Genomic DNA, 12,110 nt, shown 5'->3' with positions numbered 1-12,110 from the left:
ATTGACCTGTAAACCAGAGTGTTGTTTTATAAGGCGAATTTTGGCGACGCCTCATTGCTGATTGGCCGGGATTACTGTGTCGGCAATCATCTGCCTCAGCCATTTGTGGGCAGGGTCTTGATTGAAGTGCTTGTGCCACAACAACACGTACGCACCGGGCACCAGATCTATCGGCACTTCCAGCGTTGCCAACTCAACATGTTGCAGCGCTTGGGCCGCATATTTGGCCGGTGCGCAGAGGATTAACTCGCTGTGGCGACACAGCTCCAGCGCAGTGGGAAAGTCGGTGATATTGGCGCGGATCCGCCGGGTCTTGTGCTTCAGCGCCAACACATCGTCCAGCAACCAATGTTCGATTCCGCCAAAGGCTACCTGCAGATGCTCGAAGCTGAGAAAACGCTCCAGGTTCCAGTCGCCCTCGAGCGCAGGATGATCCGGCGGCAGCAGGCAGATGGGTTTGTCGCGAGTCAGCTCCAGATACTCGAGTTCATCCGGCAGGCTGTTGATATGCATCAGCGAGCGCGGATCCCACTCGCGGCAGCCTATGGCAAAGTCCAGCTCGCAGCGCAGCAGCTGCTCCATGGTGCCCGGGTACCAGGTCTTGCAGTTGATATCCAGCCCGGGAGCCTGGCGCAGCAAGGAAGGCATAAAATGCGGCAGAGTGAGGGAGTAGGCGGTTTCCACCAAGTGCATACGAAACTGACGTTCACTGGCGGCAGGGTCAAACTCGTCCGGTAGCGTCAGCCGCTCGGCCAACCTGAGCCATTGCTGCAGCTCTGGCCCCAGAGCCAGCGCTCTGGGAGTGGGCTTGAGGCCGAAGGCGCTGCGTTCAAACAGCGGGTCATTGAACAACTCCCGCAGGCGATTAAGCTGCTTGCTGACGGCCGATTGACTCAGGTGCAACCGCCTGGCCGCGCCGGTAACGCTTTGTTCTTCCAGCAGGACTTCCAATACCGGAAGCAGGTTGAGATCGACTTTCATTATTATCCTGGCCGCAGGGTAGAAGCTTAAGGGAAGGTGCTAATAGGTCCTGGTGACGCTCTGGCTTGCACTATAGGACTTGTTGGCGCCTTCCCAAGTCTAACAGCTTGATCTGCCTGTCCAAAGAACAAAAGGCTGCTATTCTGGCCAGGGAGAGAGTCATCAAAGGAGTGGGATTATGCTGAGTAAATGGGGCTGGCGGCTGTTGCAATTGAGCCGAAAACTCTGGATGCGCACTGTGCTGTTTGCGATTCTGGCGGTGGTTACCGCATTGCTGGCGATAGTGGTGCAGGGAGTTATTCCCCCTTCGCTGTCGGGCATGATAGGTGCGGATGCGGTGGACAAGCTGCTCAATATCCTCGCCTCCAGCATGTTGGCCGTGACCACCTTTTCCCTGAGTGTGATGATTTCCGCCTATGGCGCAGCCACCAGTAATATTTCCCCCAGAGCCACCAAGCTGTTGATGGAAGACTCCACTGCCCAGCAGGCGCTGGCTACCTTTGTCGGCTCCTTTGTTTTCAGCATAGTGGGCATTATCGCCCTCAGTACAGGTGTCTATGGCGAAGAGGGGCGGGTGGTACTGTTTCTGGTGACTGTGGCCGTGGTGGTATTGATAGTGGCCACCATTCTGGTGTGGATCAATCATTTGTCCAAGCTAGGCCGGGTAGGGGAAACCACAGACAGGATTGAAAAGGCGGCCGGAGCGGCTATCCAGCGGCGCTGTGAGCATCCCTGGCTGGACGGGCGGCGCCTGGCATCAGAGGAGGATATTCCCAAAGGGGCTTTAGCTCTCTATCCGGCCGACACAGGCTATGTGCAGCATGTGGATCTCGGCAGCATCAATCAATGGGCCGAAGATTACGGTGCCGAAGCCTATATCACGTCATTGCCAGGTGCCTTTGTCCATCAGGGACGGCCATTGCTGTGGCTGAGTTTTCAGGCCGAGGATGGCGGTGTCGATGACGCTCAGTTACAGCCACTGCACAAGGCTTTTACCGTGGCCAATGAACGTTCTTTCGATCAAGACCCTCGCTTTGGGTTGTCGGTATTGGCCGAAGTGGCATCGAGGGCCTTGTCGGCGGCGGTGAATGATCCTGGCACAGCGATAGATGTGATTGGTCGCGGAGTCAGATTAATAGCCAAATGGCAGGTGACCGATGAGCAGAATCTGCCGGCGCCTGAGGCTATTCCCTATCCCAGAGTTTGGATGCTGCCGATACGTCTTGAAGAACTGTTCGATGACTTCTTTATGCCGATAGCCCGGGATGGTGCGGCGCTGGTGGAAATTCACATTCGGCTGCAAAAAGCCTTTCAAGCCTTGTCCAACCGGGCGGAGTTTAGCGAGGTGTGTCGCAAACACTCCGAGCTGGCGCTGGCCAGAGCCGAACAGGTACTGACGTTTGAGCCAGATGTTACACTGCTTCGGAAGCTTGCCGCCGAGCTACAGCAAGAGCCAAGTAACGGATAGCTGGCGTAGAACTCAGCTTGCGGCTATGCTATTCGCGGACTTTTTTATCAGGGAAAGATAATGAAACCTTCAAATCTATTACTTGTTGCCTCATTGGCATTGGCAGCGCCGCTGCAGGCTGCCGAAGATCCTGCCGTAGCCGAAGCCATTGAGGCCGGGTTACAACATTACCGCAAGGGTGAATTGAGCCAGGCCAGTTCACAACTGGATTATGCCTCAACCCTTATCCGGCAGCAGCGGGCCGGAGAAGTCGTAGGGGTATTTCCCGAGCCATTGCCGGGTTGGCAAGCCGATGATCCTTCAAGTGATACAGGTGGCATGATGTTGGGCGGGGGCATAAATGCCAGCCGCCACTACTACAAAGAAGACAGTGCGCAACTGGAGATAGAGCTGGTGCTCGACTCCCCCCTATTGCAGTCTGTTATGGCCATGCTGACCAATCCATCTATGATAGCCATGAGCGGCGGCAAGCTGGTCAAGGTTCAGGGGCATAACGCCATGCTCAGTAATGAATCCGGTGAGGCAGAGCTGACTGTGATAGTCAATGGCAATGCCATGTTCACTCTCTCGGGGGAAGGGGTTAAAGCCAGTGAATTGCAGGAGTTTGCCAACGCCCTGCATCTGGATAGGCTTTAAGATCCGGCTCGGAATCGAGCTAATCAGGATTTGATCATGGGCCCCTGCGGTTTAAGCTGCAAGGGCCTCTGTATTTGGGGTTATCAGCGCAGTAACTGCTGATAGAGCCAGGACTTGAGTTCGGCGCGGCGCAGTTTCAACTGGTTGAAACGTTCTTCTGCCGTGGGGACACAGTTTTCTTCCAATCCACGGATCTCATGGTCGAGGTCGTGATACTCGGCTGCCAGCTCGCGAAAGTGAGGATCGTTTTCCTTGAGTTGATGGATTTTCTGTTTGTACTCCGGAAACTCCAGGATCAGCGCATGGTTTTCGCCCAACATAAGCTCTCTCCTTCAAATAGTGCCTGGCCGAAACAGGCTCAAGCCTTGATTCCTACTCTACCCAGCGGCGCTTTGTCTGTCATCCGCAGAAAGTCGACAAATAACCATAATCCTGTTTAGTGGCAAGTGAGCAATTAACGGCCAGCTCACCATCCCTGGTTCGTGCTAATGAACTTGTCGCTTCGCAACATTTGTCCTAGTGGCAGGGCTGCCTGTGCGAAAGCTCACCGCAGGTGATGAGCCATGGCTGGAAAGCAAGCCGATATTGATAGGTGATTTCATCCATAAGGCGACAGGCAAGTCGTCACCGGGTTCCCGGATTCATTTGGCGAAAAGGCGGCTATTGGGTCTTGCGAAGGGGAAAAGAGATGTTTCTTTGGGCCCTGATTCGGGCCCAAAGCGCGCAGGCTTAGCCTTTGATGCTGAAGCTGCCTTGCATCACGGCCCAGTGGCCGGGGAAGGAGCAGAAGAAGTTGTAGCTTTCTTCCGGTGTCATGCCTTCGGTGCTGAAGCTGATGCTGACAGATTCGCCGCCACCAACCAGAGGAGTGTGGGCAATCACCCGCTCGTCACCGGCTTTGACATAGGCGGCATCGGCGCCGGCTGCCATACCATCAGTAGCAATGCCCTGCATGTCGGCGCTCTTGCTCAGAACCCAGTTATGGCCCATGGCTGTCACTGGCAGGGTGCCGGAATGAGTCAATGTCAGTTCTACCGTCTTGCAACTGGCGGGAACGCTTAATTCCTTGGTATCAAATTGCATCGCATCGTTGGCTGTGATGGTCAGGCTGCATTCGTCGGCGCTGGCAGTGCTGCTGATAACGGCGCCGGCTCCCAACAGGGCAATACCCGCGAGTCTCTTGGTTAACTTATTCATTTTCAATTCCTTTTCTGGTTTTAGGGTCGATATTTCTCTCGACAGCACGAGAGCCCCGCAGGCTCCCGCCTGGGTCAATCATAACGGCATTTCCCTTAAATGAGAATTAATCTCAGAATTTTAACTGTCAGCTGAGGTTGGAGCAGCTGACAGTCGCTTGGGCTGTGATAGACTGACAGCCGAATCAATACTTGCCACGGAGGCACTCATGAAAGGTCCTGGTTTTTTGTCATCTCTTGTTCTGGGCGGCATATTGCTCAGCAGCCCTTTGGCGTTGGCCGATGACAGCGCTCGCCGGGCTCAGGTGGAGCAGTTACTGCTGGAAATGCAGATGGACTCCATGATGGACACGGCTTATACCCAGATGGAAATGATGATTTTGGGCATGCAACAACAGTTCAATATCAAGGAGAGTGAAAAGCCTTTATTTGAAGAGTTTGCCCGCAAGAGTACGCAGATCTTCAAGCAGGAGCTGGGCTGGGACAAGCTGAAGCAGCCGTTGACCGATATTTATGTCAAGCATTACAGCGACAAGGAAATTGCCGATATGCTGGCGTTTTATGCCAGTGACACTGGGCGCTCCATGGTCGCCAAGATGCCGGCCGTGATGCAGGAGTCCATGATGGTGACTCAATCACTGAGCCAGGGGCTGCTGCCTAAGATGGAGCAGCTGCAGCAGGAGTTTGCCACCAAGCTTCAGGCCCACAGAGAGGCCAATCCAGGCGAATAATTTGAGTAGCAGTCAACATAAAAAACGGGAGTCTATGACTCCCGTTTTTGTGGCGGGTAACGGCGTGATTACAGCTCGCGGCGGTAGGGAATACCGCGCTGGGCGCCATGACGGGTCACGGCTATGGAAGCGGCCTTATTGGCAAAATCCACAGCTTGTTCCATGGCCAGTCCCTCACTTAAGGCAACCATCAGGGCACCGTTGAAGGTATCTCCTGCGGCCACAGTATCAAGTACCTTGACCGGGTAGCTAGGCACCAGGCCCTCAAACTCGGGATGACGCACATAGGCGCCGCGGCTGCCGAGGGTGATCACCACGGCGCCAACCCCTTTGGCTTGCAGAGCGGCTGCGGCTTTGGCTGCGCCGGCTTCATCTTCCACCTTGATACCGGTAAGGGCTTCTGCCTCAGTTTCGTTGGGAGTGATGATATCCACCAAGGCCAGCACATCGTCAGCCAGCGTGCTGGCGGGGGCCGGGTTGAGAATAGTCACTGTGTCTTGTTGCTTGGCCAGTTGCAGCGCGGCTTTGACCGATTCCAACGGCGTTTCCAGCTGTGCCAGCAGGTAACTGGCGCCTTCGAATAGCTCTTGATGACATTGGACATCGGCTGGCTCCAGGCTGGCGTTGGCGCCGGCGGCCACCCCAATACAGTTTTCACCGCCATCGCCGATGAAAATCATTGCGCTGCCGGTTGCCATTTCCGGCACTTTCTTCAAGCCCTGAGGATGAATGCCATCGTCCAACCAACTCTTGATCATGGTATCGGCAATGGCGTCGTCCCCAAGATGGCAGATAAAGTCCACTCGGGTGCCAGGTTGCACCAGTCTGGCTACAGCAACTGCCTGATTGGCGCCTTTGCCACCATGTTCCAAACGGTAGCTGCGGCTCATCAATGTTTGCCCTGGCTCGGGCAAGTGACTGAATTCCATCACATGATCGGCATTGGCACTGCCGATTATCACTAGTCTACTCATGTATTAATCCTGATAGGCGTAGAGGCTTTCAACCAGCAGATCCACAAAGCCTTCACGATCCAGATGCATCAGCACCTTGGCGTTGGCGGGCTTGCCGGTTAAGTGATAGCGGTCGACAACCGTCATCCCTACAGTCAGCTCGCTCTGGGTTTCGATGGCCACATGGCAGTCCAAGCCGATGAACAGCTCAGGCTTGAGCAGCCAGGCTATGGTGCAGGGGTCATGCAGCGGCGCGCCATCAAAGCCCCACTTGGGATCCTTGTGGTAGATAACAAAGAACTCCAGCAGATCGGCAACACACTTGGCAACCTTGTTGGGAATCGCGCGGAAACGGGCTACATCCTCTTCCATGATCTGCGCCTCATGGGTCACGTCCAGACCGGCCATGACGATGGGGATCCCTGACTTGAACACCATGTCGGCCGCTTCAGGATCAACAAAAATGTTGAATTCGGCGGCAGGGGTCCAGTTACCGACACCGGCGGCACCACCCATCAGCACTATCTGCTCGATACGGGACTTGAGTTCGGGATAGGCGCTCAGGAAAATAGCGATATTGGTCAAGGGGCCCGTGGGCACCAGAGTCACCGGCTGGCTGCTTTGGCGGATTTTCTCTGCCATCAGTTCCCAGGCCATCATCGGCTGAGGTTCAAAGGCGGGATCCGGCAGTTCTGGGCCATCGAGCCCGGATTCACCGTGAACACTGTCGGCAATGATCAGCTCTCTTGCCAATGGCTTGGGGGCGCCGCTGGCCACAGGAATATCGGTTCTGCCCAGCAGAGTAAGCACTCGCATGGCGTTGTTGAGTGTTTTTTCCTGGGTTTGGTTACCGGCGCTGGTGGTCACGGCCAGCAGATCCAGCTCAGGGTTGGCCAGGGCCAGGATCAAGGCGATGGCATCATCATGGCCGGGATCGCAGTCGAGAATGATAGGGCGTTTCATGCTGTTACTCCTTTAGCAATTTGCCCGAGCATAGCATGACTCTTTGGCGCGCGCAGAACCGGATGGCAAACTGTGAAGTGTTCCTCAACTGATTGCTGAAATCTGCTACAATCCGCGGCCTTAAAGGATTGAATCAAAGGGGACCCGGTGGGAAAGATACGGGCAATCTGGGAAGATCTGATAATTATCGGCCTTTTTGCGCTTGCCGGCGGGCTGTTCTCGGCTCTAGGGCTCTATTTTGTCAAAGAGAGTGTCCAATCCTGGTATGAAGTGAATATCCTGCTCGAACGAGGCGTCGAGACCCAAGGTTATATTGCCCGGCGTGAGCAACACTACGTGTCCCCTGGGCGCTGGGGTTTTGGCCGTTATGAGTGGGATTGCCAGGTGCATTATCAGTTGCCAAACGGCAGCGAGTATCAGATCTGGGATCCCCCAGGCCTGCTTTGCGATTCGAGAAGCGTCGGTGAAGCCGTGATTCTTTGGTATTTGCCTGAGGAGCCCGGCATAGTGCGCACCGATATCCAGTACTATCGAGAACAGCAAAATACCTGGCTCGAGCTGTGGGGGATTCTAATCGCGCTATTGCCGCTGGCCATTGGCGGAAAGTTTGTGGGTAAAACGGTCCAGTGTTTGCGCTTTCTTCGGGCTCGGGAGCGGTTGTCGCCAATAGTTGAGCAGTTACTGGAGGCCGATAACCCCGCCGAGTTACTGGCATTGCTTGAAGCCAACCGGGCCAGCCCGGCCAGTAGCTATTTGGGGCAGCATGCTCTTGGCTATATTGCCGCCAGGCCTGAATGGCAGACGCGTTTTCTTGCCTGGTTTGTCCCCGTGTGCCTCAAGTGGGAGCCGCCAAGTAAAGGTGAGGGCGTCTCTGGCCTCGAACTTTCACTGCAATTGGCGCTCGGCCGCCGCTACCCTGAGTTTACCCTGGCACTGCTCGATGGCATTCGCAGCCTGTTTGCTGAGCATGAGCTGGCGAAGATGGTCTTCTCCCAGCACCTGGCCGAGCTGCAACGCAAACCCTGGAGTGCTGAAATTCAAAAGCAATTCAACGCCTTGTTGCTGGAGCGGCAAATGCCTTTGAGCAACAAAGGATTTGCCCACACCGAATTGAGCCGCTTGGTTTGCCTGGAATGGCTTTTTAACAACCTGGAATCGCTGCCCGATGTTTGGTTCAGCGCCGCTGCAGCCTTGCTCAAGGCGCTCGCAGCGCAGCCGCCACTGAATCCTTTGAGCCGTAAACAGCGTAAAAAACAAGCGCTGCATTGGCGCTATATTCTTGGCAACCTGGCATCCAAGTTTAACTCAGGGGCAATAGGTCGAAAGCGTCAGACACAGCTGGCACAGATTGAAACCGATATCCAGGTGCTGGCCGCCAGCCGTGGTTTTACGCTGAGCAGATAAGATGAAAAAGCGCCGGCTGGCTGTTCATGGCTATTTATGGCTATGAATATGGCGATATTTGTAAACCAATGACGACTGACTGGGTGAGATATCTCTGATTTTGTGGCGGATGGAAGGTAAATCTCTTTTCTGTCACTTTGCAGTTCATTCAGGTATGTTAAAATTGTTTGCTGTTTCAGGGAGTAAGAAACTCTGATGAAACTTTGGTCGCCTTAAGCCATTCAATAATTGGTGCGGCGTTATCGGATCTTGGATCTGTTATTGGGAGAAAACATGGAACATTTCATCGGAGCCATCAAAAAATACGCCGACTTTACCGGTCGGGCCCGTCGGACAGAATACTGGATGTTCACTCTGTTCTATATCATTTTCAGCCTGGTTGTCAGTGCTATTGACTATGCGCTGGGTACCACAGTGCTGGGGCTGATTTATTCTTTGGGCCTGTTGTTGCCATCTATTGCGGTTGCCGCGCGTCGTCTGCACGACACTGACCGCAGTGGTTGGTGGCAGTTGTTGGCATTTATCCCTATCATAGGTTGGATAGTGTTGCTGGTCTTCTACTGCCAGGACAGCGAAGTGGGTGACAACCGCTTTGGCAGTAACCCCAAAGAGCTGGGTTAAGATAATGGAAAGGGAGCCTCGGCTCCCTTTTTGTTTTCAGGGTAAATCTGCGGCGGTCAGTCGTCGTCAAAATTAGACATTCATCCATATAGACGTCTATAATGCCCGCTCTCGGTCAGGCCGGGAATGACAGCACAGTATTTCAGTCAACCTCTCGTGGTGCCCCGGAATGAAAGACCGGGGATAATCGGGAAGCCGGTGAGAATCCGGCACTGCCCCCGCAACGGTAAATGGTGAGAGACAGGCGCGCCCAAGTGGCGTCATAAAAGCCGGGTCTTGCGCGGTCAACCGCATAGCCAAAGTCCGGAGACCGGCCCTGGAGGTATTTCGATGATTTCGGTGGGCAGATCTCGAAATGCGGCAGCCAAGGGGCTCTCCCTGCCGTGGCACTCTTGCCCCGTTTCCCTTTCAGGAGTCAAAGGAAAATGGGTTTCAAACTAAATCATCTCGCGCTGCTCTGCGGTGCATTTACCTCAGTTCCCGTCATGGCGAGTGCTACAACCCAGGCCGTGGATGAACAGCTGGTGGTCATTGGCCGTCAGGATGACACGCCGCTCAATATTGCCGCCAATGTGGTGGTCATAGATGCCGCCGATATTCAGCAAAGCGGTGCCAGTAATCTGAGCGAGTTGCTGCGTGGCCGCAGTGGCATTCAAATATCGGACAATAACTCAGGGCCTGTGCTGGCGATGCGCGGTTTCTCTTCCAGCCAGGCGGTGAATAACACCCTGATACTGATAGATGGTCGCCGACTCAACAATATCGATATTGCCGCCCCCAGCCTGAGTGCCATTGCGGTCAATCAGATTGAAAGGGTAGAGATCCTTTCCGGCAGCGCCGGGGTGCTCTATGGTGATCAGGCCGTCGGCGGAGTGATCAATATTATCACCAAGGCGCCCAGTGCCAGCGGTGGCAACCTGACCCTCTCAGGTGGCAGTTTTGACACCTACGAAGGCCGTGGGGATCTGTCCGGCGCCATCAATGACAACTGGCGCTACTATTTGGCAGCTGCTTACAACGAGAGCGACAACTACCGTAGAAACAATGCCAACGAAACCGGTTCTGTGCTGGGGCGTCTGCAATATGATTCAGAGTCGACCAACTTCTTTGTCGAAGGCAGTTACTACGATAACAAGCGCCAGACTCCAGGTTCACTGACCCAAGCTCAGTTTGAAGCCGACCCACGCCAGGCGACATCGACGCCGGGTGATTACAACCATGAGATGACTTCTGCCTGGCGTGCTCATCTCCAGCGCCAGGTGCACGCTAACTGGGCCCTGGCTGCGGACCTCAACTACAGCGATACTCTGGTGTCCAGTGTCAGCTATGGCAGCCCAGGTCGTAACGAGCGCTCGCTGTTGGAATTCAATCCCAAGGCGCTGGGGCGTTATCAGACCCGCAGTGGTGAGCTGAGCATAGTCATAGGCGCCGATATTCAACGGGGTGAAACCGAGTTCGATCTCAGTTATATGCAGCGCAGTAACACCCAAACCATGACCAGCACCTATCTGCAGGCCAATGTGCCGCTGACTAACAGCCTGAGCTATGTGGTGGGCGGGCGCTATGCCAAGGTCAAGGATGAACTCAAGGACGGTCAGATTTACCCCAATGGCATAGATTTGGATGAAGACGCTCACGCGCTCGAGTTTGGGCTCAACTATCGGCCGCTGGAAGGCCACAGATTCTATCTTCGCGGTGATGAGAGTTTCCGTTTCGCCAAGGTCGATGAGCAAGCTTATACGCCGCCAACAGTCGTCGGCCTCAAGCCGCAGACCGGCCGTTCCATTGAAGCCGGCTGGGATTGGACCTTGAGCAACCAGAGCCTGCGTCTGAACCTGTACCGACTGTCGCTGGAAGATGAAATTGTCTTTGACCCCAGCGCCGATATGCCTATCGGCGGTGCTTTCCCCGGCGCCAACGTCAACGCCGATGCTTCCCGCCGTTATGGCGCCAGCCTCGACTGGGACTGGCAGCTCAATGAAATGCTGCAGTTGGGACTTGAGTACAACTATATCGATGCCGAATTTACTGAAGGCGCCAACAAAGGCAAATCTCTCTCCTGGGTGGCCGAGCATTCCGGGCGTGTCTACACCAGTGTGGACTTTGGTCAGCACTGGCAGCTGTTTGTCGAGGGCCAGTATCTGGGTGACAGATATATGGAGGGTGACAATGGCAATCAGCACGATAAACTGGACAGCTATTGGCTGGGGAATATCGCCCTTAACTACAGCCGTGATGCCTGGCTTGCCAGCCTGAGGGTCGACAACCTGTTTGACAAGCAATACGCCAGCTCAGGTTATTTCAGTACCTGGGGCGATGGTTATTACTCGGGAAGCGGCCGTGCGCTGAGATTCAGCGTCAGCTATCGCTTCTGATAGCATAGAAAGCCGGGGTTTCCCGGCTTTTTTCTGCCCGTATTTCTATCTGTTTTAGTTGGAAAGTACTCACCGACAAGGAGGCAAGAGTCGAAATATGAAAGCTGATTTTAGATATGGTTTGAGAGGCGTGGCCATAGCCCTGTTGTCGCTGCTTTTGTTGGCTTGCTCCGAGCCCAAGCTGGCTTATATCGGCAGCAATGGCAAACTGCTGGCCTTCGGTGACAGCCTGACCCAAGGCGTTGGTGCCAAGGCCGGGCAGGATTATCCCAGCCGTCTGGCCGAGTTGTGCCGTTGTGAGGTGATCAACGCCGGAATTTCCGGTGAGCAATCTGCTGCCGGGCTTGAGCGTTTGCCGGCACTGCTGGATGAAACCAAGCCGGATCTGCTTATTTTGCTCGAAGGCGGTAACGATATTCTCCGCGGTCGTAGCCAGGCGCAATTGGCGCAAAACATTGAGGCCATGTTACTTGAGGCCAAAGCCCGGCAAATTCCGGTAGTGCTGCTGGCTGTGCCGCAAAAGAGCCTGCTGCTGTCCCCCCTGCCTTTGTATGCCGAACTGGCCGACAAGCACGGCGCCATCTTGCTGGAACAGACTCTGTCTGAGCTGCTGCGTTCAAACGAGCTCAAGTCCGATACTGTGCATCTCAATCAACAGGGGTATTCGCGTTTGGCACAAGTCATCTTCTCCAGGCTGCAGGAGGCGGGCGCTTTTTGATGCTACTTTTTGATTCTATTTGGCAAAAACCGGGCTAATTATCGATTCAACTTGACCCTGGTGG

General features: G+C 54.7%; 12 protein-coding genes and 1 riboswitch. Of the genes, 7 read left to right on the top strand and 5 right to left on the bottom strand.

What is annotated here, in order from left to right:
• Positions 1-51 precede the first annotated feature (51 nt).
• Complete coding sequence (locus tag HCX89_RS19415) at positions 52-987, bottom strand: LysR family transcriptional regulator (RefSeq protein ID WP_167717125.1); 936 nt, start codon at positions 985-987, stop codon at positions 52-54.
• 172 nt (positions 988-1,159) lie between these two features.
• On the opposite strand from HCX89_RS19415, the gene HCX89_RS19410 reads away from it, so the two are divergent.
• Both HCX89_RS19410 and HCX89_RS19405 read left to right on the top strand, forming a co-directional pair.
• A complete protein-coding gene (locus tag HCX89_RS19410; RefSeq protein ID WP_167717089.1) occupies positions 1,160-2,449 on the top strand; it encodes a DUF2254 domain-containing protein in 1,290 nt (429 codons plus the stop codon).
• A gap of 60 nt (positions 2,450-2,509) precedes the next feature.
• On the top strand, positions 2,510-3,085 hold the full coding sequence (locus HCX89_RS19405) for a hypothetical protein (RefSeq protein WP_144215803.1): 576 nt from the start codon (positions 2,510-2,512) through the stop codon (positions 3,083-3,085).
• 83 nt (positions 3,086-3,168) lie between these two features.
• Here the strand turns inward: HCX89_RS19405 and HCX89_RS19400 are convergent, their stop codons facing one another.
• Positions 3,169-3,405 carry a YdcH family protein gene (locus tag HCX89_RS19400; RefSeq protein ID WP_144379908.1) on the bottom strand — a complete coding sequence of 79 codons (237 nt, stop codon included), beginning with the start codon at positions 3,403-3,405 and terminating at the stop codon, positions 3,169-3,171.
• Positions 3,406-3,814: 409 nt separating this feature from the next.
• The gene (gene azu / locus HCX89_RS19395) at positions 3,815-4,282 is read right to left on the bottom strand and encodes an azurin (RefSeq protein WP_037436164.1); all 468 of its coding nucleotides are present in this window, start codon (positions 4,280-4,282) and stop codon (positions 3,815-3,817) included.
• 208 nt (positions 4,283-4,490) lie between these two features.
• On the opposite strand from azu, the gene HCX89_RS19390 reads away from it, so the two are divergent.
• Positions 4,491-5,012 (top strand): DUF2059 domain-containing protein, encoded by a 522-nt coding sequence (locus HCX89_RS19390; RefSeq protein ID WP_051472831.1) that lies wholly within the window; start codon positions 4,491-4,493, stop codon positions 5,010-5,012.
• A 68-nt stretch (positions 5,013-5,080) separates the two neighbouring features.
• Here the strand turns inward: HCX89_RS19390 and rbsK are convergent, their stop codons facing one another.
• Both rbsK and rihA read right to left on the bottom strand, forming a co-directional pair.
• Positions 5,081-5,986 (bottom strand): ribokinase, encoded by a 906-nt coding sequence (gene rbsK / locus HCX89_RS19385; RefSeq protein ID WP_045282971.1) that lies wholly within the window; start codon positions 5,984-5,986, stop codon positions 5,081-5,083.
• 3 nt (positions 5,987-5,989) lie between these two features.
• On the bottom strand, positions 5,990-6,928 hold the full coding sequence (gene rihA, locus HCX89_RS19380; protein WP_025009032.1) for a pyrimidine-specific ribonucleoside hydrolase RihA: 939 nt from the start codon (positions 6,926-6,928) through the stop codon (positions 5,990-5,992).
• Positions 6,929-7,075: 147 nt separating this feature from the next.
• On the opposite strand from rihA, the gene HCX89_RS19375 reads away from it, so the two are divergent.
• The 4 genes from HCX89_RS19375 (at position 7,076) to HCX89_RS19360 (ending at position 12,046) form a co-directional block, all read left to right on the top strand.
• Positions 7,076-8,332 (top strand): DUF3592 domain-containing protein, encoded by a 1,257-nt coding sequence (locus HCX89_RS19375; RefSeq protein ID WP_167717087.1) that lies wholly within the window; start codon positions 7,076-7,078, stop codon positions 8,330-8,332.
• A 273-nt stretch (positions 8,333-8,605) separates the two neighbouring features.
• Positions 8,606-8,953 (top strand): DUF805 domain-containing protein, encoded by a 348-nt coding sequence (locus HCX89_RS19370; protein ID WP_025009034.1) that lies wholly within the window; start codon positions 8,606-8,608, stop codon positions 8,951-8,953.
• Positions 8,954-9,093: 140 nt separating this feature from the next.
• A riboswitch (cobalamin riboswitch) is annotated at positions 9,094-9,287 on the top strand.
• 91 nt (positions 9,288-9,378) lie between these two features.
• Positions 9,379-11,328: a TonB-dependent receptor gene (locus tag HCX89_RS19365; RefSeq protein ID WP_167717085.1), complete on the top strand. Its 1,950-nt coding sequence runs from the start codon at positions 9,379-9,381 to the stop codon at positions 11,326-11,328.
• A gap of 97 nt (positions 11,329-11,425) precedes the next feature.
• Positions 11,426-12,046 carry a GDSL-type esterase/lipase family protein gene (locus HCX89_RS19360; RefSeq protein ID WP_093982170.1) on the top strand — a complete coding sequence of 207 codons (621 nt, stop codon included), beginning with the start codon at positions 11,426-11,428 and terminating at the stop codon, positions 12,044-12,046.
• The last annotated feature ends 64 nt before the right edge of the window (positions 12,047-12,110 follow it).

The organism is Shewanella sp. Iso12 (assembly GCF_012030025.1).
Taxonomy (GTDB): Bacteria; Pseudomonadota; Gammaproteobacteria; order Enterobacterales; family Shewanellaceae; genus Shewanella; species Shewanella algae.
Note: the sequence above shows the minus strand (reverse complement) of the source record. Positions and strands in the feature narration are given on the sequence as shown.

Bases quoted from the DNA above. Each gene is read 5' to 3' on its own strand.
- HCX89_RS19410 (WP_167717089.1), top strand. From the start codon at position 1,160: ATGCTGAGTAAATGGGGCTGGCGGCTGTTGCAATTGAGCCGAAAACTC.
- HCX89_RS19405 (WP_144215803.1), top strand. From the start codon at position 2,510: ATGAAACCTTCAAATCTATTACTTGTTGCCTCATTGGCATTGGCAGCG.
- HCX89_RS19400 (WP_144379908.1), bottom strand. From the start codon at position 3,405: ATGTTGGGCGAAAACCATGCGCTGATCCTGGAGTTTCCGGAGTACAAA.
- azu (WP_037436164.1), bottom strand. From the start codon at position 4,282: ATGAATAAGTTAACCAAGAGACTCGCGGGTATTGCCCTGTTGGGAGCC.
- HCX89_RS19390 (WP_051472831.1), top strand. From the start codon at position 4,491: ATGAAAGGTCCTGGTTTTTTGTCATCTCTTGTTCTGGGCGGCATATTG.
- rbsK (WP_045282971.1), bottom strand. From the start codon at position 5,986: ATGAGTAGACTAGTGATAATCGGCAGTGCCAATGCCGATCATGTGATG.
- rihA (WP_025009032.1), bottom strand. From the start codon at position 6,928: ATGAAACGCCCTATCATTCTCGACTGCGATCCCGGCCATGATGATGCC.
- HCX89_RS19370 (WP_025009034.1), top strand. From the start codon at position 8,606: ATGGAACATTTCATCGGAGCCATCAAAAAATACGCCGACTTTACCGGT.
- HCX89_RS19365 (WP_167717085.1), top strand. From the start codon at position 9,379: ATGGGTTTCAAACTAAATCATCTCGCGCTGCTCTGCGGTGCATTTACC.
- HCX89_RS19360 (WP_093982170.1), top strand. From the start codon at position 11,426: ATGAAAGCTGATTTTAGATATGGTTTGAGAGGCGTGGCCATAGCCCTG.